The organism is Paenibacillus prosopidis, assembly GCF_003337375.1.
GTDB lineage: Bacteria > Bacillota > Bacilli > Paenibacillales > Paenibacillaceae > Pristimantibacillus > Pristimantibacillus prosopidis.
This window is the reverse complement of sequence record NZ_QPJD01000002.1, coordinates 401,557-425,089: the sequence shown is the minus strand read 5'-3', so window position 1 is coordinate 425,089 and position 23,533 is coordinate 401,557. Positions and strand designations below refer to the sequence as shown.

The 23,533-nt window shown below is 46.2% G+C and carries 25 protein-coding genes and 1 pseudogene; 16 read left to right on the top strand and 10 right to left on the bottom strand.

The features are described from left to right. Window position 1 precedes the first annotated feature (1 nt). The 6 genes from DFP97_RS04380 (at window position 2) to DFP97_RS04355 (ending at window position 8,942) form a co-directional block, all read left to right on the top strand. Window positions 2-1,168, top strand: coding sequence for a glucose-1-phosphate adenylyltransferase (locus tag DFP97_RS04380; RefSeq protein ID WP_114378748.1), 1,167 nt, complete (start codon window positions 2-4; stop codon window positions 1,166-1,168). Further along, entirely contained in the window at window positions 1,165-2,277 is a 1,113-nt protein-coding gene (gene glgD, locus DFP97_RS04375) for a glucose-1-phosphate adenylyltransferase subunit GlgD (protein ID WP_114378747.1), read from the top strand. Before DFP97_RS04380 ends, glgD begins: the two co-directional genes overlap by 4 nt. A 46-nt stretch (window positions 2,278-2,323) precedes the next feature. Then, window positions 2,324-3,790, top strand: a complete 1,467-nt coding sequence (glgA, locus tag DFP97_RS04370; protein ID WP_114378746.1) for a glycogen synthase GlgA — start codon at window positions 2,324-2,326, stop codon at window positions 3,788-3,790. Then, window positions 3,772-5,742 carry a glycoside hydrolase family 15 protein gene (locus DFP97_RS04365; RefSeq protein WP_114378745.1) on the top strand — a complete coding sequence of 657 codons (1,971 nt, stop codon included), beginning with the start codon at window positions 3,772-3,774 and terminating at the stop codon, window positions 5,740-5,742. Before glgA ends, DFP97_RS04365 begins: the two co-directional genes overlap by 19 nt. A gap of 188 nt (window positions 5,743-5,930) precedes the next feature. After that, on the top strand, window positions 5,931-7,358 hold the full coding sequence (locus tag DFP97_RS04360; protein WP_114378744.1) for an MFS transporter: 1,428 nt from the start codon (window positions 5,931-5,933) through the stop codon (window positions 7,356-7,358). A 234-nt stretch (window positions 7,359-7,592) separates the two neighbouring features. Then, a complete protein-coding gene (locus DFP97_RS04355) occupies window positions 7,593-8,942 on the top strand; it encodes a GntP family permease (protein WP_114378743.1) in 1,350 nt (449 codons plus the stop codon). A 172-nt stretch (window positions 8,943-9,114) separates the two neighbouring features. On the opposite strand, the gene DFP97_RS04350 is transcribed toward DFP97_RS04355, so the two are convergent. After that, window positions 9,115-9,960 carry a MurR/RpiR family transcriptional regulator gene (locus DFP97_RS04350; RefSeq protein ID WP_114378742.1) on the bottom strand — a complete coding sequence of 282 codons (846 nt, stop codon included), beginning with the start codon at window positions 9,958-9,960 and terminating at the stop codon, window positions 9,115-9,117. 137 nt (window positions 9,961-10,097) lie between these two features. Between DFP97_RS04350 and gnd the strand changes: the two genes are divergently transcribed. Continuing rightward, a complete protein-coding gene (gene gnd, locus DFP97_RS04345; protein WP_114378741.1) occupies window positions 10,098-10,994 on the top strand; it encodes a phosphogluconate dehydrogenase (NAD(+)-dependent, decarboxylating) in 897 nt (298 codons plus the stop codon). A gap of 64 nt (window positions 10,995-11,058) precedes the next feature. After that, window positions 11,059-12,597: a gluconokinase gene (gntK, locus tag DFP97_RS04340; RefSeq protein ID WP_114378740.1), complete on the top strand. Its 1,539-nt coding sequence runs from the start codon at window positions 11,059-11,061 to the stop codon at window positions 12,595-12,597. 52 nt (window positions 12,598-12,649) lie between these two features. Here the strand turns inward: gntK and DFP97_RS04335 are convergent, their stop codons facing one another. The 3 genes from DFP97_RS04335 to DFP97_RS32210 form a co-directional block, all read right to left on the bottom strand. Then, entirely contained in the window at window positions 12,650-14,518 is a 1,869-nt protein-coding gene (locus DFP97_RS04335; RefSeq protein WP_245975894.1) for a prenyltransferase/squalene oxidase repeat-containing protein, read from the bottom strand. Between the two features lie 190 nt (window positions 14,519-14,708). Beyond that, window positions 14,709-14,837, bottom strand: coding sequence for a sporulation protein YjcZ (locus tag DFP97_RS04330; RefSeq protein WP_114378739.1), 129 nt, complete (start codon window positions 14,835-14,837; stop codon window positions 14,709-14,711). Window positions 14,838-15,016: 179 nt separating this feature from the next. Beyond that, window positions 15,017-15,139 carry a hypothetical protein gene (locus tag DFP97_RS32210; protein ID WP_425453491.1) on the bottom strand — a complete coding sequence of 41 codons (123 nt, stop codon included), beginning with the start codon at window positions 15,137-15,139 and terminating at the stop codon, window positions 15,017-15,019. Window positions 15,140-15,304: 165 nt separating this feature from the next. Between DFP97_RS32210 and DFP97_RS32075 the strand changes: the two are divergent. Next, window positions 15,305-15,735, top strand: a pseudogene (locus tag DFP97_RS32075) (transposase); the annotation flags it as partial. 497 nt (window positions 15,736-16,232) lie between these two features. On the opposite strand, the gene DFP97_RS04315 reads toward DFP97_RS32075, so the two are convergent. From DFP97_RS04315 to DFP97_RS04290, 6 genes are all read right to left on the bottom strand, one after another. Beyond that, window positions 16,233-16,448, bottom strand: coding sequence for a spore germination protein (locus tag DFP97_RS04315; RefSeq protein WP_114378737.1), 216 nt, complete (start codon window positions 16,446-16,448; stop codon window positions 16,233-16,235). A 70-nt stretch (window positions 16,449-16,518) separates the two neighbouring features. Then, a complete protein-coding gene (locus tag DFP97_RS04310; RefSeq protein WP_181873354.1) occupies window positions 16,519-16,902 on the bottom strand; it encodes a spore germination protein GerPE in 384 nt (127 codons plus the stop codon). 15 nt (window positions 16,903-16,917) lie between these two features. Then, window positions 16,918-17,112, bottom strand: a complete 195-nt coding sequence (locus DFP97_RS04305; RefSeq protein ID WP_114378735.1) for a spore gernimation protein GerPD — start codon at window positions 17,110-17,112, stop codon at window positions 16,918-16,920. Then, window positions 17,102-17,734, bottom strand: a complete 633-nt coding sequence (gerPC, locus tag DFP97_RS04300) for a spore germination protein GerPC (RefSeq protein WP_114378734.1) — start codon at window positions 17,732-17,734, stop codon at window positions 17,102-17,104. The genes DFP97_RS04305 and gerPC overlap by 11 nt, the downstream gene beginning before the upstream one ends. A 34-nt stretch (window positions 17,735-17,768) precedes the next feature. After that, window positions 17,769-18,002, bottom strand: coding sequence for a spore germination protein GerPB (locus tag DFP97_RS04295; protein ID WP_114378733.1), 234 nt, complete (start codon window positions 18,000-18,002; stop codon window positions 17,769-17,771). Next, the gene (locus DFP97_RS04290) at window positions 17,999-18,247 is read right to left on the bottom strand and encodes a spore germination protein (RefSeq protein WP_114378732.1); all 249 of its coding nucleotides are present in this window, start codon (window positions 18,245-18,247) and stop codon (window positions 17,999-18,001) included. The genes DFP97_RS04295 and DFP97_RS04290 overlap by 4 nt, the downstream gene beginning before the upstream one ends. 196 nt (window positions 18,248-18,443) lie before the next feature. Between DFP97_RS04290 and DFP97_RS04285 the strand changes: the two genes are divergently transcribed. The 7 genes from DFP97_RS04285 to metG all read left to right on the top strand — a co-directional run bounded on the left by DFP97_RS04285 (window position 18,444) and on the right by metG (window position 23,425). Then, window positions 18,444-18,647 (top strand): spore gernimation protein GerPD, encoded by a 204-nt coding sequence (locus DFP97_RS04285; RefSeq protein WP_425453490.1) that lies wholly within the window; start codon window positions 18,444-18,446, stop codon window positions 18,645-18,647. A 20-nt stretch (window positions 18,648-18,667) separates the two neighbouring features. Beyond that, a complete protein-coding gene (locus tag DFP97_RS04280) occupies window positions 18,668-19,132 on the top strand; it encodes an Hsp20/alpha crystallin family protein (RefSeq protein ID WP_114378730.1) in 465 nt (154 codons plus the stop codon). A 629-nt stretch (window positions 19,133-19,761) separates the two neighbouring features. Continuing rightward, window positions 19,762-19,962, top strand: coding sequence for a hypothetical protein (locus DFP97_RS04275; RefSeq protein ID WP_114378729.1), 201 nt, complete (start codon window positions 19,762-19,764; stop codon window positions 19,960-19,962). Between the two features lie 40 nt (window positions 19,963-20,002). Continuing rightward, entirely contained in the window at window positions 20,003-20,227 is a 225-nt protein-coding gene (locus DFP97_RS04270; protein ID WP_114378728.1) for a hypothetical protein, read from the top strand. Between the two features lie 75 nt (window positions 20,228-20,302). Beyond that, on the top strand, window positions 20,303-20,740 hold the full coding sequence (locus DFP97_RS04265) for a Fur family transcriptional regulator (protein WP_114378727.1): 438 nt from the start codon (window positions 20,303-20,305) through the stop codon (window positions 20,738-20,740). Window positions 20,741-20,757: 17 nt separating this feature from the next. After that, a complete protein-coding gene (gene yidD / locus DFP97_RS04260) occupies window positions 20,758-20,997 on the top strand; it encodes a membrane protein insertion efficiency factor YidD (protein ID WP_220271127.1) in 240 nt (79 codons plus the stop codon). Between the two features lie 424 nt (window positions 20,998-21,421). Continuing rightward, window positions 21,422-23,425: a methionine--tRNA ligase gene (gene metG / locus DFP97_RS04255; RefSeq protein WP_114378725.1), complete on the top strand. Its 2,004-nt coding sequence runs from the start codon at window positions 21,422-21,424 to the stop codon at window positions 23,423-23,425. Window positions 23,426-23,533: the final 108 nt, after the last annotated feature.

The following is a 23,533-nucleotide window of genomic DNA, read 5'->3' as shown; positions in this document are numbered from 1 at the left end:
CATGGGCCGAAAAGAAATGATCGCAATGCTGCTCGCCGGAGGCGAAGGGAAAAGGCTTGGGGTACTAACGAAGGATCTAGCCAAGCCAGCTGTCTACTTTGGCGGAAAATACAGGATTATAGATTTTACATTGAGCAACTGCGCGCACTCTGGCATTGATACGGTAGGCGTACTTACCCAGTATCAACCGCTCGAGCTGAATCGGTATCTTGGCATTGGAAGTCCTTGGGGACTCGACCGCCGCGATGGCGGAATGACGATATTACCTCCTTATGTGAAGCAAAAAGGCGGCGTATGGTACAAGGGAACGGCAAACGCAATCTATCAGAATATGGCATTCATAGAACGCTATAATCCGGAATATGTGCTCATTATTTCTGGTGATCACATTTATAAGATGGACTATGACCTCATGCTTCAGCACCACAAGCGCTCGGGAGCGGACGTGACGATTGCGGGTATAGAGGTAGAGTGGAAGGAAGCCAGCCGGTTCGGTGTGATGCACATCGACGATGAGGACCGAATTACAGCGTTTGAGGAGAAACCGAAAAACCCGACAAGTAATATTGCTTCAATGGGCGTTTATATCTTCACTTGGTCTGAGCTGCAAAAATATTTGATATACGATGAGGCAAACCGCAGCTCGAATCACGACTTTGGCAAGGACCTTATACCTTCTATGATGAGAGACGGTAAACGGCTGCATTCCTATCCATTCAAAGGTTATTGGAAAGACGTCGGTACCATTGAAAGCTTGTGGGAAGCCAATATGGATTTGCTTGCAGACGAACCGCCGCTCGACTTGGCTGATTCATCCTGGCGTATCTATTCCGTCAACCCGAATCGTCCGGCCCAGCATATCGGATTTACGGCAGAGGTGTCTGCGTCGCTAATTACGGAAGGCTGTATGCTGGAAGGTGAGGTCGATCACTCTGTACTGTTTAACGGCGTGCATGCTGCAAGGAAGAGCTATATTACCGAGTCGGTGGTCATGCCAAATGTACGCATTGGTGAAGGTGCCCGTATTTATAGAGCCATTATAGGCGAAGGGGCGGTCATTCAAGCGGGTGTAACCATAGGAAGCCCTGACGACGAAGCGATAACCGTTGTAGCGGTTGATCAATATGTGACGAACGATCATTTGCTGCAGGAGGTGGAGCACTCATGAAGCATAAAGTTATGGGAGTTATAAATCTGATACATGAAACGGATGAGCTCGAACGACTGACGCAGGGTCGTTGCCTTGCAACAGTACCCTTCGGCGCCCGGTATCGCTTGATCGATTTTGTATTGTCGAGTATGGTCAACTCCGGTATATCGAAGGTAGCGGTATTCGCTCATACGAAGTACCGGTCGCTAATGGATCACGTTGGGTCCGGTAAGCATTGGGATTTGCAGCATCGGCAAAGCGGATTGTTCGTGCTGCCGCCTGCTACGGATGATATTCAGGAAATAAGCCGCGGCGATTTATATCATTTCTATCAGCATCGTGATTATTTTAACCGCTGTGCGATGGATTATGTTGTCATAACGCGCAGTCATATGGTGTGCAATATTGATTTTGAGAAGGTCATTCAATTTCACCTGGATCGGGAAGCCGATATTACGGTTGTATGCAAGCAGCAAGACGATTTGCTGGCGGGCAAAGCCCGTAAGGTGAAAATGACTGAGGATGGACGGATTACTGCCATCCAAGATCATTACGGCAGAATGGCGAGCGATGTAAGCTCGATGGAAATGTATGTCATGCGCAAGGATTTGTTGATGGAGCTGGTAGAAACGTCGCTTGCCCAAGGTCGGGATCATCTCGTGCGCCATGCGATATATTCAAGGTTGGACCAGCTGGACGTTTACGGCTATATGTATGAGGGCTATTTAGGAGTAGTAAATACTTTATCCAGCTACTATCAAAATAATATGAATTTACTTGAACCTAATGTATGGAAGGAACTCTTCTATCAGCCTGGGTCGATTTTTACAAAAGTAAAGGATGAACCGCCGGCTCGTTATTTGGGAGGCTCCAAGGTTACGAATTCGCTTATTGCAAATGGCTGCCGTATCGAGGGTACAGTCGTGAATAGTATTTTGTTCCGCGGCGTACATGTTCAAAAAGGCGCTACCGTCAGCAACAGCATCATCATGCAAAACGGGATTATCGGACAGAACAGTTTCGTGCAGCACAGCATATTAGATAAAGATGTACGCGTCGAGCATGAACGCGACATTCGCGGAGCGGCTACCTCGCCGTTCATAGCAGGCAAACGAAAAATTATTTAAATATAGAGCAGGCGCGAATGAAGCGTCATTATGAAAGGAGAATCCTATGAACATTTTGTTCGCAACCTCTGAAGCTGTACCGCTTGCGAAGACGGGCGGTCTCGCCGACGTTGCAGGGGCGCTCCCTAAAGCGCTGAATAAGCGAGGCGTTGATGCAAGAGTCATACTACCGAAGTACGAGGAAATACCGGCTGCTTACATACAGCAGTTTGAGCAGATCGCTCAATTTACGGTATCATTCAGTTGGCGTAAACAATATTGCGGACTATTTAAGGCTGAGCTGGACGGAGTCACCTACTATTTGATCGATAACGAGTTTTATTTTAAGAGACGAGGGCTCTACGGCTACGGAGATGATGCGGAACGGTTCGTCTTCTTCTGCTTCGCGGTGATGGAGTCCGTACGTTACATGGATTTCCAGCCAGAACTGGTTCATTGCCACGATTGGCAAACCGGACTTATTCCGTTCCTTCTTAAAACGAGATACGCATTCGACCCTGCATGGGCGGATGCGAAGTCGGTGTTTACGATTCATAATTTGAAATATCAAGGGTTATTCGGGATCGAGCTCCTGAAGGACCTCACTGGAGCAGGAGACGATATGTTCCGCGCAGAAAGTCTTGAGTTTTACGGTGCCGCAAGCTGCATGAAGGGCGGGCTTGTATACGCAGACAAGCTGACTACTGTGAGCGGTACCTATGCCTCAGAAATTCAGACCGAATATTACGGTGAAGGGCTTGATTCCCTGCTTAGATACCGCTCGGGCGATTTAATCGGAATCGTAAACGGCATTGATGATGAACTGTTCGATCCGATGAACGATCCGGCACTTCACACACCGTACCGAGATTCGTTGAGCCGTAAACGGATAAATAAACTGGAGCTGCAGAGCGAGGTGGGCTTGCCGCAGTCAGAGTCGGTTCCACTTATCGGGATCGTATCCCGGCTTGTCGAACAAAAAGGCTTTGATTTGATCACAGCAACTTTTGATGAGCTGCTGCTTACAGAGGATGTTCAATTCGTTATTCTTGGTGCTGGAGATCAACATTATGAGCATTTTTTTAAGGATGCGGCTTACCGTTACCCGGCTAAAGTAGCCGTATGGTTAGGCTATGACGACAGGATGGCACGTCGAATCTATGCAGGCTCGGACATGTTTGCAATGCCTTCGAAATTCGAACCTTGTGGTCTCAGCCAGCTTCTTGCCCTGCGCTATCATTCTGTGCCGATTGTTCGAGAGACTGGGGGTCTTAAGGACACGGTACAAGCCTACAACGAATATACTGGCGAAGGAAATGGCTTCAGCTTCACGAATTACAACGCGCACGACTACATGTATACCGTACGAAGAGCGCTTGCTGTATATCGTAATGTAGAAGCTTGGAAGCAGATTGTAGAGAATGGCTCCGGAGAAGATTACAGCTGGAACCGTTCCGCCAAAGCCTATATATCTGTTTACTCACAACTTGTAGCGCATCGAAAGGAGAAGGAACCATGGCCCGTCATCTTGTAATAGGTAACGGAAAAATGCTGCTTAATCTGGACCAGAATTGTTACATTCGTGACATTTATTATCCGTTTGTCGGACAGCTTAATCATGTAGGCGGACAGTATTGTCGGTTAGGTGTTTGGGTGGAAGGCACTTTCACCTGGTTGGATGAGCCGGAATGGAGATTCGAACTCGATTATATTGATGACTCTTTGGTCACCAATATTACGGCAAAGCATGATGGTTTAGGGATTGAGCTGTATATGAACGACGGTATCCATCAAAGGGAATGTATCTATATTAAAAGAGTCGTCATTCGTAATAGAATGAATAGTACGAGAGAGGTTCGGTTGTTTTTCCATCAGGATTTGATGATTGACGGCTCGGAGGTCGGTGATACGGCCGTTTATTATCCGGAAAATCATACGCTTTATCATTATAAAAGGAATAATTACTTCATGTTTAACGGCTTCTCTGAAGAAGGCGGAATTATGCAGTACTCAACCGGCATAAAAAGATTCCAGTCAGCAGAAGGCACATGGCGAGATGCGGAGGATGGCGTACTGATGGGCAATTCGATTGCCCAGGGTTCAGTTGACAGTACAATCAGCTTCCGTTCTATCGTGCCTCCAGACAGTGAAAAAACGGTTTATTACTGGATGTCCATCGGTCAAAACTTGGAAGAAGTGAAGGAATTAAACCAGTATGTGCATGAGAATCACCCGGAGAAACTGCTAAGTCGAGTCGTTATTTACTGGAAGCATTGGCTTCGCCGAGCAGAGACTGATCTTGGTGACTTACCGCGGGACGTTGTGAAAATGTTCAAGCAAAGCCTGCTGCTTGTACGGACGCAGGTCGACGAGCGCGGCGCGATATTGGCAGCTAATGATACCGATATTTTGCAATATAACCGTGATCACTACAGCTATATGTGGCCTCGCGATGGAGCACTTATTGCCGATGCGATGTCAATGGCCGGGTATCAGAGCGTCATTGCGCCGTTTTTTAATTTTTGCGCGCAGGCTTTATCACCGGAGGGCTACTTGTATCACAAATATAATCCGGACGGAACAGTTGGTTCAAGCTGGCACCCTTATATTGTGCAAGGGAGCAGGCGGTTGCCCATTCAGGAGGATGAAACGGCGCTTGTTTTGTTTGCATTATGGAAGGACTACTCACGAAATCAGGTAATAGAGCTGCCACAATCGTTATACAGCAATTTAATCCGTAAGGCCGCATCATTCCTTAGTCAGTATATGGAGCATTCGCTTTCACTGCCGAAGCCGAGCTACGATTTGTGGGAGGAGCGCTACGGCATATGGACGTATACCGCTGCTTCGGTCTATGGAGGTCTCATGGCAGCGTCGTTCTTCACAGAGCTGTTCGGGGATTACGAGCGCAGCGACCATTACAAAAGCACGGCAGAAGCGATTAAACATGGAATCATTACTCATCTATGGGATGAGGAAGCAGGACGATTCGCACGCGGCCTCATTCAAAAGGACAATCGCTGGGTGAAGGATATGACGCTCGAGAGCAGTTTGTTCGGGGTGCTCGAATTCGGCGTACTTCCTGTGGATGACTACCGTGTCATACAGACGATGAATGCCATCAAGGAAGGACTGCAAATTAAAACCCACATTGGCGGTATAGCTCGTTATACAAACGACTATTACTTCCAGCAGTCTGGCGAAATCGATCAAGTACCGGGCAACCCGTGGATCATTTGTACCCTTTGGGTGGCCAACTTTGAGATTGATTCAGCCAAGACACTTGAAGAGCTGGAAGGACCGCGACGCACGCTGCAGTGGGTATCCGAACATGCGCTGCAAAGCGGATTGCTGCCGGAGCAGTTAAACCCGTTTGACGGCACACCGCTATCGGTCGCGCCGCTTACTTGGTCGCATGCAACGGTAGTGCACAGCGTGAGTAAATATGCGGAGAAGTATAAGCGGCTGCGAGCAAAGCGCAATTAACCGGTTTGGAGTAAGATTGAAGAAAAGGGCTATCCTAAAGGTCTCTGACCTGGGAGGTCCTTTTTTTTATTAAGTTTACTTTAATTGTAAATTTTTCATGCAATATGCGAACGTGTGTGCTATAATCGGTAAAGTGTCAATATGATATTGAAAGACTTGATTTTACTAAGGGAGGAAGCGTAAAGAAAATGAAAATGGTGGAGAGTAATACCAAACCTGTATTGGATTCTACCGAAATAAAAAAAAGTGTGCCGTGGATTTATTTTGTCATCTTCTTTGCCGTACTTAATGAATCGGTATTCAATGTATCCACACCGAGTATTGCAAAGCAGTTCGAGCTGGATGCGTCCGGTGTGAGCTGGGTGGTTACGATCTTTTTTATCGTCTTTGGCATGGGAATGGTCATTTTTGGCAAACTTTCCGATATGTACAGCGTCAAAAAGCTGATTACTATCGGTATTGTCCTTTACAGCCTGGGGTCAATTTTGGGCTTTGTATTGCAAAATTGGTACATCGCAGTCATTTTATCCAGGGCTATTCAAGGGGCTGGCGGGTCAGCCATTCCGGCATTGGTCTTTGTCATGGTTGCCCGATTTTTTACAAAAGAAGAACGAGGGAAAATGTTCGGTATCATAACGTCAACCGTTTCTTTCGCGATTGGAATCGGTCCGGTACTCGGCGGTTATATCGCAGGATCTTTCCACTGGGCCTATTTGTTTCTTATTCCGCTTCCCGTACTCATCGCCATTCCGTTTTTCCAAAAGCTACTGCCGAAGGAAGAACGTGGAGCCGGCACGTTAGATTTGATTGGGGCGGTGCTGCTGGGCGTTGCCGTGTCGATGGTGATTCTGTTTACGACTGAAAATCACTGGCTTTATTTGCTCACATTCATAGTAGCACTTGCCCTATTTATCGTTCATATTCGCCGGGCGAAGGAGCCTTTTGTCGATCCCGCTCTCTTCACCAATCCCTTATACCGAAGCGCTCTAATCATCGGTTTCCTAATATTCGGCACCGTGATGTCTGTAATGTTTGTAATCCCACTCATGTTAAGTGAAATCTACGGTCTGAACACGGAGAATATCGGTCTTATTATGTTTCCGGGAGCCATTAGCGCGGTCATATTCGGTAGAGTTGCCGGCAATATGACGGTCAAACGCGGAAGTCATTTTGTCGTATACGTGGGGCTGGCTTTAATCTCAGTTAGCCTTTTACTGCAATCCTCATCCATCGGACTATGGGTTTGGTATATCGGGGTTGCCCTCATTATGATGTACATCGGATTTTCCTTTGTGCAGACGGCATTAACGGAAAGTGTAACGTACATATTGCCCGTTCACCAGATCGGTGTCGGTATGGGCCTTTTCAATATGATATCGACTATTTCCGGGGCGGTTGTAACAGCATTAGTAGCCAAAGCGATGGAGAAGAAGCTGTTCGATTTCCCGTTCCATCCCTTCATTGCTGACACGAATGCATACATGTATGGCAATCTATTTCTGATATTAAGCTTGGTTGTCGTAGGAAGCACGCTCTTGTACTTGTTGACTTTCGGCAAAAAAGCCCCGCAGCCAATCACTGAACCAATCACTGAACCAACCACTGAACCAACCTAAGAAGCAGCTAAAAAGGGATCAAAGGCAGTCTAGAACTTTATGTTCTAGGCTGCCTTTTTTATGGGATTAGTATAACCAGGGTGCATTATTTTTCAAAATAATGATCATACTTCCAATAGATTCATCGCAAGAAAAATAAAATATTTTTCGATAAAACATATTGAATTAAGAAATATTTTTTCATATAATTGAAAAGCTTGCACAAACGCTTTCATGACAATTGGAGGGCCCACCATGTTATTACTTATCGTTCTGGCCGCTATCGTAGTACTATTGCTACTCATTACAGTGGCCAAGCTAAATCCGTTCGTCTCCCTCATTGTTACGGCAATTGGAGTCGGCCTAGCAACCGGGATGCCGCTTTTTACAACAGAAACCGGCGGAACAGGTATCATTGATTCCATTAAAACAGGCATGGGCAACACATTAGGCTTCCTGGCAATTGTACTTGCTCTAGGCACGATGCTCGGTAAAATGATGGCGGAATCGGGCGGCGCCGAAAGGATCGCTCAAACGCTCATTAAACGGTTCGGTGAAAAAAATGTTCACTGGGCAATGATGTTTGTCGCATTTATTGTCGGTATCCCCGTGTTTTTCCAAGTCGGTTTCGTGTTATTGATTCCTTTGGTTTTTACAATTGCCCGACAAACGGGTGTATCTCTTGTGAAGATTGGAGTACCGCTCGTAGCAGGACTTTCTGTCGTGCACGGCCTTGTACCGCCGCATCCTGCAGCAATGGCTGCAGTTGGTATTTTTAATGCAGATGTCGGTTTGACCATTTTGTACGCTTTAATCGTTGGACTTCCAACCGCTATATTGGCTGGACCTGTGTACGGTCAATGGATCGGTAAACGAATCCATAAACCGGTACCGAAGGAAATCGGAGATCAGCTTGCTGAAAATGTGGAAACTAAGCAATTGCCGGGTTTCTTTAACACGGTATTCACCGTTCTTGTACCGGTCCTTTTGATGCTGATAGCATCGATTGCCGAGCTGTTTCTAGACAGAGAGAGCTCGCTTTATTCGGCACTTCGCTTCATAGGCGATCCTGTAACAGCATTGTTAATCGCTACAATCTACTCGTTCTTCAGTTTAGGTTTTTTCCGCGGCTTGAGCAGGGAAAAGGTTTTAAAATACACGAATGACTGTCTAGCTCCGACCGCTACGATTCTTCTCGTTATTGGAGCAGGCGGAGCTTTCAACCGCGTATTGCTTGATTCAGGCATAGGCGAGTACATTGCTGAGTTAGCGACTTCATCTAACGTATCGCCTATCCTCTTAGGTTGGGGAATCGCGGCATTGATACGAGTTGCGACCGGCTCGGCCACCGTATCGATGATGACAGCGGCTGGAATTGTTGCTCCAATCGCAACGGTTGTACCGGGAGCGAACTTAGAACTGCTCGTTCTTGCAACCGGAGCGGGATCGCTTATCTTGTCCCACGTGAACGATTCGGGCTTCTGGATGATCAAAGAGTACTTCGGCATGTCGGTGAAGGAGACGCTGCTTACGTGGACGGCGCTCGAAACCATTATTTCGGTTACAGCACTTTTGCTTATTCTTGCGCTCGATGTTTTTGTTTAGCAGACAAGCGTAATCGGCTTGCGCGTTCCTTGGCGGCAAAGCTCGTTTCGCGGTGAAAATATAAGAATCGTATAATGTTCAAATTTATACTTTCTTATATTTTAAAAAGACAAAGGTGAACCTTTGACGTTACAGTCATGGTGCACCTTTCTACTGTAGAGCTATTCACCTGTTAAATGCGGGTTTCGGATATGGCCTCGCGCACTTTCTCAAGCGACTTTTTGGCTTTTTCTTTATTTGCAATCATGACATTCACGTAAAGCGCGTCAATTAAACTTAGCTGTCCGATCCGTGATGCGAGAGCTTCAGAGCGATATTCCGTTTCGTCAGAGCTTGTATGCAAAGAGACATCGGCATGCTGACTAATCGGTGATTTTGGAAACCCGGTTATCGCAATCGTTTTTGCACCGTTATCACCTGCTGTCTGGATGATACGAATCGTATCTTTATTCGTACCCGAGTGCGAGATGACGACAGCGACATCATCCTTCGTCAGCTGTGCCGCAGACATCAGCTGGAAGTGGGCATCGGTAAACGCAAATGCTTGTTTTCCAGACCGTATGAACTTATGGAAAGCATCCATCGCTATGACGCCGGAGCCGCCGATTCCGTAAAAGTGTACGCGATTCGCACCGGCAATGAGAGATACCGCTTTGCCAAATGCATTACCGTCCAAAATTTGAAACGTATTTTCCAGCGTTCGGATGTTGGATTTAAATACTTTCTCGGCAATCGTTTTTTCATCATCATTCTCATTTATTTCTTCGTAAATTTGCTGGATAGGCGTCATGATTTCCGAGGCGAGAGCAATTTTCATCGCTTGATAGCCTTTATAACCGATATGCTTGCAGAAACGAAATACAGTGGCTTCGGCGACATTTAAATCGTCCGCGACTTCGTTAATCGTGCTATGAATGATTTTTTCAGGATTATTTAATATATAGTTAGCGATTTTCTTTTCCTTTTCGCTGAATCTTGATTGATAAGAACGAATTTTTCCGAACATATTTTGCACCATGTCAGTCGGTTCCCCTTCGCGTCGCGGCTTATATCATGAGAAGTATAACATAAAAGGGTAATTGATCCTATTTTTCTTATGTGCTTGCTTACGAAGCCAGCATGATTTTCCACAAATTAATAAGGAGTTGTATAATTATGCAGATTGGTATTATTGGTTTAGGTAAAATGGGTTACAATCTTACGCTTAATTTATTGGAGCACGGGCATGAAGCGGTTGTATTCGATGTGAATATATCTGCAGTAAAAAAAGCAGCAGAAGAGGGAGCCATTGAAACAGCTTCACTGCAGCAGCTGGTACAGACACTGCAGGCTCCGCGGGTGATCTGGATGATGGTGCCGGCTGGCGATTTGACGGAAGACGTTATACGGCAAGTGAGCGCTTGGCTCGAGGCCGGAGATATTTTAATTGATGGAGGAAACTCGAATTATAAGGATACGATTAGACGAGCAGGGACGCTTGCAGCGCAGGGCGTCCACTATTTGGATGTTGGTACGAGCGGAGGTACGTCAGGGGCGAGAGAGGGCGCTTGCACGATGATTGGCGGTAATAAAGAAGCTTTTGATTCGGTAGAACAGCTGTTTCGTGATATTTGCGTCGACAACGGGTATTTGCATGCAGGAGAGAGCGGCAGCGGCCATTTTTTGAAGATGGTCCATAACGGTGTCGAGTACGGCATGATGCAGGCCATTGCTGAAGGCTTCGAACTGTTGGAAAAAAGCTCGTTCGATTTCGATTATGAGAAGGTTGCCCGCGTATGGAATAACGGTTCTGTTATCCGGTCATGGCTGATGGAATTAACGGAAAATGCATTTTCGAAGGATGCCCGTCTCGAAGGCCTGAAAGGCATTATGCATTCCTCGGGTGAAGGGAAATGGACGCTGGAGACTGCTTTGGACCTGCAGACAGCTACTCCTGTTATCGCATTGTCTCTTTTGATGAGATACCGCTCCCTAGAGGAGGATACATTCTCCGGTAAGGTAGTTGCAGCGCTTCGCAATGAATTCGGCGGTCATAGCGTCGTAAGCTCGTAATCATTCTATTTGAAAATACGATGGAACAACGTTATTGTATGAGTAGTAGATTGGAGGTTCTAGAATGAGTAAGAAATATGTGATTGGTGTCGATATTGGCACGACGAGCACGAAGTCGGTGCTCTTTACGGTTAAAGGGGCAATTGTTGCAAGTCATGGCATTGAATACCCGTTGCACTCGCCCTCACCTGCAATAGCCGAACAGGATCCGGATGAAATTTTTAACGCGGTCCTTGGAACGATCGGAGAGGCGATAGCGAAGAGCAATGTTCAGCCTAACGATATTTTGTGCGTGTCCTTCAGTTCGGCGATGCACAGTGTTATTGCGGTAGATAAGCATGGTGCACCGCTGACAAAATGCATTACTTGGGCTGACAACCGCAGCATGGAATGGACGAATAAAATAAAAAACGAGTGGAATGGGCATGAAATCTATTTGCGTACCGGAACGCCAATCCACCCGATGTCGCCTTTATCCAAGCTGACTTGGCTTCGTCACGATCAGAAGGAGCTGTTTGACAGCACTTATAAATTTATTTCCATTAAAGAATATGTGTTCTTTAAGCTGTTCGGACGTTATGTCATTGATTACTCCATTGCGTCAGCGACGGGTATGTTTAACTTGAAGCAGCTGCAGTGGGACGATGAAGCGCTTAGGATTGCCGGGGTTACGGCAGACAGGCTATCCGAGCTCGTTCCGACTACGTACAGGCTGGATGGTCTGGATGAGGGCTATGCGAAGCAAATGAACTTGCTTGCATCCACTCCTTTTATCGTAGGGGCGAGTGATGGCGTATTGTCCAATCTTGGTGTAAATGCGATAGAACCGGGTGTCGTCGCCGTTACGATTGGTACAAGCGGGGCAATTCGAGCGGTAACAGATAAGCCGGTTACGGATCCGAAGGGCAGAATTTTCTGTTATGCGCTGACGGAGAACCACTGGGTTATCGGCGGTCCAGTCAACAATGGCGGTATGATATTCAGGTGGGTTCGTGATCAGATCGGCACGGCAGAGATCGCTTCGGCGAAGCAGCTTGGAATAGATCCTTACGAGCTCCTTACGGAATTAGCCGCTAAAGTGAAGCCAGGCTCGGACGGGCTGATTTTTCATCCCTATTTATCGGGTGAACGGGCTCCATTATGGGATGCTAATGCTAGAGGCTCTTATTTTGGACTAGGCTTACACCATAAGAAGGAGCATCTCATACGGGCTGCTCTGGAGGGTGTTATTTATAACTTGTATACCGTGTTGATGGCGCTCGAGGAATTGACCGGTAAGCCGACGAAAATTCAAGCAACGGGCGGATTTGCCAGATCAGAGCTATGGCGTCAGATGATGGCCGACATTTTCGATCAGGAGCTGCATGTGCCGGAAAGTATTGAAAGCTCTTGTCTCGGTGCCGTTATTCTTGGACTGTACAGTCTGGGAGAGGTCGAATCGCTTCATGTTGTTTCTGAGATGGTAGGCGGTTCGCACTTCCATTTGCCGAACAAAAGAAATGCGGAGGTTTATTCCGAGCTGATGCGTATTTACATTCGTGTTTCTCGTTTACTGACAGAAGAGTACGCTAATATTGCGGCTTTCCAGCAAAAGTGGGTATAGCTGCAACAAAAAAAACAGCCGGGCATGATGGCTGTTTTTTCTTTTTTTCCTTTCAAGAACCGTATTTCTTAACGATAGCGGATAAAGTGAGCAGCGGCCAGATGTAGTTATTGCTCGGATAATGGACGTATACGCTGCCTGGCAGACCGGCACCTGTCGGGTATGTATACGTCCAATCCCTGCGCTCAAGCGATTGAAGCAGTGCTTCTACACCTTTCTCCAGCTCTGGTATCGGCTTCGGGGATGCCGCGGTTAGAGCATCAAGCGCCCAGGCTGTTTGCGAGGGAGTGCTTGCATGCAATGGCACATACCGCTTCACTTTATCGCTTAAGCACGATTCACCCCAGCCACCGTCGTCATTTTGAATGTCCAGCAGCCATTTAACCGCCTTGATTATTGCAGGGTGGTCTGCTCTGACACCGACAGCCGTCATCCCTTGGACCGCTGCACCAGTGCCATGAATGTAAGCGATGCCCCACCGTCCGTACCAGCTGCCATTGCTCGTCTGCTGCGATAACAGCCACTGAACGGAGTCGTCGATCCATTGGTGTCCTATCGTCATGTCGAGCTCTTTCCCGAGGAAAATCAGCACTCGGCTCGATAAGTCAACCGTTGAAGGATCCGTCGAGATGTCTTCCGAGCCTTCATAGGTAAAGAAGCTAGCTGGCAGCGAAGTACCTTTCCTTTCAAACGCAGGCCATCCACCATCATCATTTCTCATCGCAAAAACCCAATTTAACCCTCTTTGCCAATTAGAAAATAAAACATTGGATCGCGAGATATAAGGACGAATGGCTCGTAATGCAGCTGCGCTGCAATCTACGTCGGGATAGATCGTATTCACATCGGAGAAGCCCCAGCCGCCCGGAGGAATGTCAGGCAAGCGTATTGCCCAGTCTCCGAAGCGACTTTGTTGTCTATTTAACAAATAAGAGCCTGCTTGCTCCAGGGCCGGGTAGCCCGGAGAGATACCTGCCTCGCGCAGCGCATAGCAAAGCATTGCCGTGTCCCAAATTTCAGACGATGCGATTTGAAGATGGGGTCTGTCCCTGCATAGAAGTGAGCGGATACCAAGCAACAATCGGGTTATTGTCGGTGATTCGGCTGGGTAGTCCAGTGCCAAAAGCGCCAATATCATAAGTATTGTGGCAGTGGAATACGTAAGTAACGTACCATTCGGCTCGACTCGCTCTAACAAAAATATTTCGGCTTGCTTAAAGGCCGACGGAGAGCTGGATGGCAGTAAGCTTGTTAATGGCAAGGAGCCGAGAAAACCGCTCAAAGCTGATATCCATGTTGAATCGTTCGTGAACTTATACGAGCCGCCCGGAAAAAGGCCGGATAAGTCCGGCATTGTAAAGGTTCTGCGTACAAATTGTTTGTTCGACATGATTAGAGTCGGAACAAGGTGAACGCGGGCATGACCGGAGAGGGAGAACAGATCCAGACCAATTCCGTGATCAGAGAAGAAGGCATCTACCGGAATCCGCAGTAAGAGAGGCCACTCGGCCTGGCCGGTTGCACAAAAAATGACTTGTGTCAGCAATGATCGTACCTCGGATAAGCCCCCGCGCGATAGAATAAATTGTTTTGCACGTATGATGCGAGGATTTGATTCATGGTAGTAACCGGAATAAAGTAACGCGAAGCATGCTTCAGCAGTTGCGTCCAAATTACCCTCAGATTCGTCAGGATAAATCTTCCATGCCCCGTTATCAAGCTGCTTGGAAGCAATGCGCGCTGCGAGCATGTGAATCAATTGTTCATCCCTTCGACCGAGCAGACGGAGCAATATGATATAGTAGCAGTCCGTCATTGTTCCTGAGTCTAAGCACATTCGCCAAGCGCCGTCAGGCGATTGCTGCTGAAGCAGCTCGGCTGCTAAGCTATCTATTCTTGTACGTATCCGTTTCATATCCATAGAATGCCTTCATCCTTTACATAAGTCATTTCTTTATATATATGCGGCTTCACCGTAAAAGAGCCGCCCCTGATCAACGATCAAAGGGACAGCTCTCTAAGTTTCAATATGATGTTGTTTCCGAATTATCTGCTGATGGAGTGGACGGGGGCATGTAGACCCCCGTTAGCTCAAAAGTCTGGGCTATGACTTAAAAAATGCCAGAGCGCAGAATGATTACCAGCAAAATAAAGAGGACAAGAATAACGCCCGTACTAGTCCAGATGCTTCCACATACCGGTGCGCAACCGGCACCTACGCCTGCTACAGGGTATCCCATGGTTCATACCTCCTGTTTGATATGATTTATTGTGATGATTCAGATCACATTGTTATTGTATGCTTGAACCAAAGGAGTGTACTGGACGTTTGTACCGGCATGTTAGCATTTATGTGAATGCCTATATAGAACAGCTGATTATCCCGAAGTACATGTGCCTTGAATGTCAATTTACCTGATTAACAGCCAACTGGCAGAACAGGCCGCGGCCGGGCAAATTGTCTTATATTCATGATTCGGGAGTCGGCTGTGTAGCGCTTGCCGTTACCTGCTTGCACGCTGGCGGAGCTCGCTGCAATCACGCTAATAGATCCGACGGTAATATAAGGCGCACAATTGGTACGATTAAGCCGAATAACCTGTCCGTTATCGTAATCGGGATCGACCAGTACGGGAAGCGGACGGGAGTAAAAGTTATACGATTCAAAAAAAAGTCCCCGGCGGTCATATGATCTTCCTGTCTCGGAGAAAGAGAACCTCCCGCTGGATTGACTACTAACGGAAGGCCTTGCTGCTCAATGGGATTCGCGATGACCTAATGGGCGCTGATGGCGATTACCTGAAATTTCGTTGTCCGCATACTACTGGCAAAGTGGAGTGTCAATTAGTCATGGCTGCTTATTCATCTTCCAACTACGGCATGGTCGTCAAAGTAGATGCAAAGGATGATCCACGGCGATATTGCAGTCCGCATCGGGATACAAAGTGCTGGAAGGAGCTTTACAACGAACGTACCAGCGTGGAACGATGTAACTCCAGATTGAAGACCTATCTGGCAGCAGATGACATGCATGTTTGGGGCATTCAGAAAGTAACGATTCACCGCTATCTGAATACCATCGTACTGCTTGTTTCCGCGCTTTCCGCTGCTTCAGTAAAGCACCAAGCAACAGCTTAAAATGTTGCGAACGCTGAAATTCTGAAGGTCTGTTCATTTTTAGAATCGAGCCCGCGTAGCAGCCCTAGATGCTCCTGATTCTTCTGTCTTTAAGTCAAATATGGAATTATGCAAAAAGCTCAAACAAATTTTAGTGGGGATTTTATCTGTATATTTTAGCTCAACAAACTAACGAGAAATGAGATTCTAATGATTGCAGGCTACCGTCAAGAGTATATGGTAGTCCGTACAACTAAACATTCCTGTAGGGCCTAAGAAATGGCCTTTAACAAAAAAAAAGAGCGCCTCGGTATAATGGTTTGTCAACGGATTTATAACCCAAAACCATCAAGGAGGCGCTCTTACTATGAAGTTTAAGCAATCAGCCTTACAAAAACAACGTATTAAACGAATTTCCACATCTCACCTTGTAGTGGGTATTGAAGGTTCAGATTCGTTCGCTATATAGACGTCAGAAAAGTCTGCTTACAGACAATTGCCCGGCATCACTGCCTGACTTATGCATTTCCTGCAATCGGTTCATCAATGACATCAGGATCAATCGTATTGTTTAGATTACCCCCGTTCAGTGTTATAACCACGTTTCCCGTATTTGAGCCGCCTTGGCCGGAAACCGTTTTGGATGCGCTTTTCGGGGAAATATTTAATGCGTCTCCAAAGTTAATCGTTCCTGAATTGTTGTTAATATTTACTGAATTAACGAGGGATGGCATTGGAAATCCTCCCCTTAGGGGCAAATGGCATCATACACATGCTATGCACATTTGGGCCAGAATATGAAAATCACAGCATTGGGGGTCTTTCTCTCAGTAGATGTCGGATATTTTTAATGCGTGATTCGGCTCTCAAGGTTTCACTCGATCCGATATGGACAACGCCGGAGACTGAAATAGCGAAAATATCGATTTTTAGTACGCTAATCACCGAGCATTTATTAGTCGTTGTCATCCTGATATCTTCATTTAGAACCGTTTGGGAAATCGGCCGAAAAAAAATAGCGTAATCGCGAAAATTAAATTCATTTTGAAAAAAAACAGCTTTCTCGCGTTGTACGGCAATGATATGATTAAGCGGTGTAATATATTCTGAATCCCCAATCTCAAGGGTTGTGGTTGATCCGGAATCAGTAACTTGGATATGTCCGACGGATGAGACTCTATTGGTCACAAGCAAACCCCTCCTTTACTCGTCAGCAGGAATAACTGAAGGGAGAGTCGGAATCGTAACACCGACAATCAACTCTTCAGGCGGACCTTCAAAGGCGCTAAACAAAGAAATCGCTTTAATTTCCCCTACCATTACGGTGGATGAAGTGCTCACATAAGTCACTTTAAGCAGAGTAACCTCAAGTTCGCCATTGATGACGTTATATTCCATCTGATGATTGATTCTCCTTTCGGAGTAAATTAGTCATAAAGGTCTCAAATGTTTTTTCGATATCTCGTTTTACATTTTCAAAGACCGATTGTTGTATGTATGGTACTTGTTCGGCTCTCGCTTCTTCTGGATGGATACGTTTCAAATATTCGCGGATACGTTTATCAATTTGTTTTTTTACGTCATCCACAATAAACTTGCGATATTGATCGTCAAGCGGGTGGTTATATTGATTTTCTAAACCTTTGAGTGAATCGTAAGCGCCATTGTTTAAATAATCGTCAACTTGCTGTTGAATACCCGGATAGAGATGAGGGTGCTGTTTTTCGATTAATGGCGGTACGTCCAATGATTGTCCGACGGCGAATTCTTCTATGGACGAATCCGATCCGTTCGGATTGATGCCAATGTTTAACGTTCCCTCTAATTTTTCTACTTTTAACAAATCAAACCGGTATTCATTCCGAATAACGGGCGGCTCTTTATATCTATCTTTAAACTGGTTGAATTCCTGCATAAGCTCTTGAATCTTTGCATCCATTTGTTGGATTTGTTGATTTTGGTAATGCAAGTAACCGTTCAACTGCTGCAAAAAACGCAACATTTCCGGGGGCATATACATACGAATCAACCTCTCCTGGATATCACATTAAAACTTAGGTAGCCGGTAGGGATAGAGGTGCAAGAGGTATAAACGGTATAGGTGAGGGAGTTACAGCTTCCGGCGATTGTCCCGCTGGCGGTGCAGGCTCGGTAAAACCTCCTGTATTAAACAGCTGCGACAACGGTTTTATCATGCCCGCGCTCCCGATTTGGAGAACCGAGGAATTCGATATTCCCTCAACCTTCAGACTATGAATGACAATATTCTGGTGTACGAATAGATTCATGATTGTTTGTCCTCCTGAACTAATCCGTCAGATTCCGGTACAATGATGTTCTGCTCATACGCATCGGAGCCATAGATATTGATAACGCTAGGTGAATTACTGATGTTTAAGATATCGCCGGAATTGAAGGAACCGCCGCCGGCAAACGTTTTGTTAAAGCTGCATGGCGCAATGGTTCCGACATCGCCTATATTGAAGACTCCACTGACAGTGTTCACACTAATTGCTCCAACAATGGCCGGCATGCAACGACACCCTTTTTATATGCCTGGATTCCAGATCTTGATCGATCAATCGCACCTCGGATAGTGACGACTCCTATAGTGTATCCTATGATGTTGTATTTCTAAGTATTCATTCATCTCTGGGAGCTGCATAGATTATATAAAGAACGCGGGTCAACAGATACCGTTTCACGATAGACCTGCGAGAGGGGGACGGATGATGAAAATGACGATTGTGAACAAGAGCATTAAGATAGGAAATTTGGAGATTAAAGGTGTGGGCAGCTCATCTGTTGTATTGATTGGGGATACGGAGTCGATTACTAGTTCCTCCTACTTCGATACACCGGCAGATTCGTTGATTTTCAGTCCGCATATTCCATTGAAGCCTGTGAAAAAAGCAACCTATGACAACATATAATGGCATAGAGGTGGTAAGTTATGGGCGATTCGAAAAAAGATATGCCAAAGGGAGACTTTGATTGGAAAAACTTCAGGCAGCTTATGGGCAGTGAATTTCCTTTTAACCTCCAAGACAAAATAGACGACTTGACTTGGGTTGAAAAATATGTTCAGGATGCCATGACGCAGTTTTTACCGAAACCGCTTAACATTTCTTCCCATACTAAGAATCATCAAATGGAAATTTTTGAAACCCACAATAATGTCGTCGTCAAATTGCATCTTTCCGAAAAAGAAGTCAGGAATGTTACTGTGTTTACAAGTGCAAACAGAATCAAACTGGAAGGGTTTCCGGAAACCTCCAGGAAGATTATTAAGCTGACGTCTTATGTCGTTCCGGAGAGCTGCAGAGCTGTGTTTAAAAATGGGATTTTGCAGCTGCATTTACGAAAACAAGCGGTCGATGATTACTATCAAGAAGTGACAATCAAATTTCCGAGATGAACTGATTATTGACTGATTATGGCAGGATACCAATATATTTCGATTAATCTTTCACCTCGTCGTCAAGTTTCCCGATTCATTACACCATACGCTAAATGGCGATAAATATAGAGCGAGACAAACCTGGTTAGGCCAATCGAATGAATGCAAAGAGAGGACCGTTTATATGAACGGTCCTTCTCTGTCCCTCTTAATCAAAAAATTCATTCAGAAATAACTGCACCTTTTTCAAATCGCTCTTTTCATCGAAGCTAGCTTTTCATAAATGCTATTTAATAACCGAAATTTTTAACTTGAAACAAGATTGTCTGGTTGATATAAATGGCGGATGATCTATTGAAGATCATCCTTTATAAATTAAGAATGGTGGAACGTAAGTTCTTGATTCGGTAATCGGTACATATTCTTGTCATCCGACAAAGCTTCAGAAGCGGCCGGTCAATCGCTCTTATCATGAAGCTATATTGCGCTGGTAGCTGAGGCTCCGGTGGTTCGAGAGGGCACGTGTCAGCAGGATGCGCGCTCTTTTTGTCACGAAATCGACAGGGTTTGCAGCTGGCTAATGATTGTTCTATCCCTTATAATGTCTAATGAACGTATACATATTAGCAAAAAAGGGAGTGTATTCGGTGTCGCTAGTCGATGTAAGCAGTGTTTCTGCTTCGTTATTTATACTTGGTATCGTTTTTTTGTTGCTTATTTTTGGTTTGTTAAGCTTCGGAATTTTACGCATGTTTCAACAAAAGTTCCGTGCGGGCTGGTTTTGCTTCGGCGGGGCGGTTGTCAGCTTCGGAGCTTTCATGTTTATACTAAACAAGTGGTTTCTATAACAGCTCAGCTCTATAGCTAATCACGACCGGAGGAATTTGCTTGTTCTGGACATTCATTTGGTTTCTCATAAATATACTGTTTGTCGTTTCAATGATTGCTTATTTATTTATGCAGCGTTCATATACGGAAACGAAGAGGCAATCGAACGATCCTGAGCTTATAGCCCGTCTAGATCGGCGCCGAAAGCTTGTAGGCGGCCTAAGTATCTTGTTTTTTCTGGCAATGGCAGCCAGCTTAATGATCAATATGAGATTGAACGGTTAGGAGGCTCTCATTGACGAGAGCTTTTTTTTTCGTCATTATGAAGATAGAAACTTTTATGTTCGGGGGTTCGGCAAATTGCATACGATAGAAGAAATAATACGACGGATGTCTAGTCAAGGACTGCGAATAACGGATCAAAGAAAGACGCTTGCGAAGCTGTTTGCAGAAACGCAGGGGTACCTTGCTCCGAAGGAAGTTTATGAATATATGGGGAGATCGTATACGGGGCTAAGCTTTGATACGGTATACCGCAACTTGCGGGTAATGGAGGAGCTTGGCGTCCTGGAGCAGGTTATTTTTGAGGATGGCGGCAAGTTCAAGCTGCATTGCAGAGAGCATGATCATCACCACCACATGATTTGTTTACAGTGCGGCAGGACGTATCCTATTACATTTTGTCCGATGGAGCAAACTATTGTACCTGAGGACTTCCGGGTCGTGAAGCACAAATTCGAGGTGTTCGGTTACTGTAAGGAATGCGTGCAGGATGAGCCGGCTGCGAGCGAACTGTAATGAGCCCACATCGAGTGATGCGGAAGGTGGCACAGGCACCGATTCATTTTTATCGAAAAGTTATTTCGCCTATGACGCCTCCTTCGTGCCGCTTCTATCCGACCTGCTCCATGTATGCGCTGGAAGCGATTGAAAAGCATGGCGCGGCGAGAGGCTCCTGGCTGGCAGCGAAGCGTATTACACGTTGTCATCCTTTTAACCCTGGAGGTTACGATCCGGTACCGCCAATAAATCCAGACTATACAGATGCACCTTGACAGAGAGGGTGTTATTTCGGTATATTTTGTCATAGATGCATCCATATATCCGAGGAATGGATAAGTACAATGGATAGCCCTTAGCAGAGAGCCGGGATTGACGCTGAGAGCCGGTAGGGGACACTATTGGAAAATGGTCCGGGAGGATCCGCTTTCAAGCTTCAGCATGTGTGATTGCTGAGTAAGGGAGCGGCGCAAAGCCGGCGTTAACGGTGATTGCCGCCAGGAAGGCGGCACACGAAGCTTTCACGTGTGATCGGTCCATCCGATACATTCGTGATCGAAATTTGGGTGGTACCGCGTGAGTTCCAACTCTCGTCCCATGATGGACGGGAGTTTTTTGCGTTTTTTTGCTATATAAAATGTTAAAAGTTGGTGCTTACGAAGTAAGTTTTGCTTCATAAAACTTTGAGGAGGATCCAGAATGACGAAAAAAAATACATTCTATATTACGACGCCTATTTATTATCCGAGCGATAAACTTCACATCGGCCATGCTTACACGACGGTAGCGGGTGATGCAATGGCGCGTTATAAGCGTCTTCGCGGCTATGATGTATGGTACTTGACTGGAACGGATGAGCACGGACAAAAGATCGAACGCAAAGCGAAGGAAAAGGATCAAACGCCGCAGCAGTTTGTAGACGACATCGTGGTCGGCATTAAAGAGCTATGGGCGAAGCTTGAAATTTCCAACGATGATTTTATTCGTACGACTGAGGATCGTCATAAGCAGGTAGTCGAGAAAATTTTTGCCCAGCTGCTTAAGCAGGACGATATTTACAAAGGCACGTATGAAGGCTGGTACTGCACGCCTTGCGAATCTTTTTTCTTAGAACGTCAGCTGGAAGATGGTAAATGTCCTGACTGCGGCCGTCCAGTGGAGCTGGTGAAGGAAGAGAGCTATTTCTTCCGCATGAGCAAATACGCTGACCGCTTGCTGCAGTACTATGAAGAAAATCCGGACTTTATCCAGCCGGAGTCGCGTAAAAACGAGATGATCAACAATTTCATCAAACCAGGGCTGGAAGATTTGGCGGTTTCACGTACGACGTTCGATTGGGGCGTTAAAGTTCCCGGCGATCCGAAACATGTCATTTACGTATGGATCGATGCCTTATCGAACTACATTACTGCCTTAGGTTTCGGAAAAGAAGGAGCGGATCAGAAATATCGCGATTTCTGGCCTGCTGACGTTCATCTGGTGGGAAAGGAAATTGTTCGTTTCCATACGATTTACTGGCCAATTATGCTGATGGCTCTCGATCTTCCGCTTCCTAAGAAGGTGTTCGCGCATGGCTGGCTGCTGATGAAGGACGGAAAAATGTCGAAGTCGAAGGGCAACGTGGTTGATCCTGTTATGCTCATCGACCGATACGGTCTTGACGCACTGCGATATTATTTGCTTCGCGAGGTGCCATTCGGTGCGGATGGAACGTTTACGCCTGAAAATTTCGTCGAGCGAATTAACTTTGACTTGGCAAACGATCTCGGCAATTTGCTGAACCGTACAATAGCGATGATCGATAAATATTTTGAAGGTGCTATACCGTCTTTCACGGGAACGGTAACTGCTTTTGACGAGTCGCTGCAGAAGCTTGCAGGGGAAACGATAAGCCAAGTAGAAGCTGCGCTTGAGAATATGGAGTTCTCGGTAGCGCTCGCTTCATTGTGGCAGCTCGTTAGCCGGACGAACAAGTATATTGATGAAACGCAGCCATGGGCACTCGCGAAGGATGAAGCGAAAAACGGGGAGCTAGCCTCCGTCATGTATCACCTTGCTGAATCACTGCGGATCGTTTCGATCACTCTGCAGCCGTTCTTGACGCATGCGCCGCGCGAAATGTGGAAGCAGCTTGGCATTAAGCAAGGCGAGCTGACAACTTGGGAGAGCACGAAGCGATTTGGTCAGCTGCCTGGCGGTACGAAGGTAAGCAAAGACTCGCCGTTATTCCCGCGCCTCGATACAGCGGAGGAAGCTGCTTTTATCGCAGCTGAAATGGGAGGCGGAATACAGCCGGAGCAACCGGCCGATACGACTGAAGCTGCCGGAACAGCTTCTCCCCAGCAAAGTGCAGCTTCTCAGCCCGAAGCAGAGGGCAAAGAAGAAATTGCGATTGATGACTTTGCTAAGGTTGAGCTTAGAGTAGCGCAAGTGATAGCAGCAGAACCGGTACACAAAGCCGACAAGCTGCTTAAGCTGCAGCTGGATCTTGGATACGAGCAGCGTCAAGTCGTCTCCGGTATTGCGAAGTTTTACACGCCTGAGCAAATGGTCGGCCGCAAGGTGATTTGCGTTACGAATCTGAAGCCAGTAAAGCTGCGCGGCGAATGGTCGCAGGGAATGATTTTAGCTGCGTCGCATGGCGATATGCTGACACTGGCTACGGTGCCTGAAGAAATGCCGAATGGTGCAGTGGTAAAATAAACGTGTATCAGGAAGGTCGACAATAAAACCGAATGCAACTCACCCCCAAAAAGGCCATTTAGATCGATTTTCTTACGATCTAAATGGCCTTTTTATGCAAATATTCCT

Excerpts from the sequence above, each read along its gene's own strand:
- DFP97_RS04285 (WP_425453490.1), top strand. The coding sequence starts at position 18,444 with ATGATGAAAATGACGATTGTGAACAAGAGCATTAAGATAGGAAATTTG.
- gnd (WP_114378741.1), top strand. The coding sequence starts at position 10,098 with ATGCAGATTGGTATTATTGGTTTAGGTAAAATGGGTTACAATCTTACG.
- gerPC (WP_114378734.1), bottom strand. The coding sequence starts at position 17,734 with ATGTATATGCCCCCGGAAATGTTGCGTTTTTTGCAGCAGTTGAACGGT.
- DFP97_RS04380 (WP_114378748.1), top strand. The coding sequence starts at position 2 with ATGGGCCGAAAAGAAATGATCGCAATGCTGCTCGCCGGAGGCGAAGGG.
- metG (WP_114378725.1), top strand. The coding sequence starts at position 21,422 with ATGACGAAAAAAAATACATTCTATATTACGACGCCTATTTATTATCCG.
- DFP97_RS04330 (WP_114378739.1), bottom strand. The coding sequence starts at position 14,837 with ATGGGATACCCTGTAGCAGGCGTAGGTGCCGGTTGCGCACCGGTATGT.
- DFP97_RS04280 (WP_114378730.1), top strand. The coding sequence starts at position 18,668 with ATGGGCGATTCGAAAAAAGATATGCCAAAGGGAGACTTTGATTGGAAA.
- DFP97_RS04305 (WP_114378735.1), bottom strand. The coding sequence starts at position 17,112 with ATGGAATATAACGTCATCAATGGCGAACTTGAGGTTACTCTGCTTAAA.
- DFP97_RS04295 (WP_114378733.1), bottom strand. The coding sequence starts at position 18,002 with ATGAATCTATTCGTACACCAGAATATTGTCATTCATAGTCTGAAGGTT.
- yidD (WP_220271127.1), top strand. The coding sequence starts at position 20,758 with ATGCGGAAGGTGGCACAGGCACCGATTCATTTTTATCGAAAAGTTATT.
- DFP97_RS04360 (WP_114378744.1), top strand. The coding sequence starts at position 5,931 with ATGAAAATGGTGGAGAGTAATACCAAACCTGTATTGGATTCTACCGAA.
- DFP97_RS04350 (WP_114378742.1), bottom strand. The coding sequence starts at position 9,960 with ATGGTGCAAAATATGTTCGGAAAAATTCGTTCTTATCAATCAAGATTC.
- DFP97_RS04365 (WP_114378745.1), top strand. The coding sequence starts at position 3,772 with ATGGCCCGTCATCTTGTAATAGGTAACGGAAAAATGCTGCTTAATCTG.
- DFP97_RS04315 (WP_114378737.1), bottom strand. The coding sequence starts at position 16,448 with ATGCCATCCCTCGTTAATTCAGTAAATATTAACAACAATTCAGGAACG.
- DFP97_RS04335 (WP_245975894.1), bottom strand. The coding sequence starts at position 14,518 with ATGGATATGAAACGGATACGTACAAGAATAGATAGCTTAGCAGCCGAG.
- glgA (WP_114378746.1), top strand. The coding sequence starts at position 2,324 with ATGAACATTTTGTTCGCAACCTCTGAAGCTGTACCGCTTGCGAAGACG.
- DFP97_RS04290 (WP_114378732.1), bottom strand. The coding sequence starts at position 18,247 with ATGCCGGCCATTGTTGGAGCAATTAGTGTGAACACTGTCAGTGGAGTC.
- glgD (WP_114378747.1), top strand. The coding sequence starts at position 1,165 with ATGAAGCATAAAGTTATGGGAGTTATAAATCTGATACATGAAACGGAT.
- gntK (WP_114378740.1), top strand. The coding sequence starts at position 11,059 with ATGAGTAAGAAATATGTGATTGGTGTCGATATTGGCACGACGAGCACG.
- DFP97_RS04355 (WP_114378743.1), top strand. The coding sequence starts at position 7,593 with ATGTTATTACTTATCGTTCTGGCCGCTATCGTAGTACTATTGCTACTC.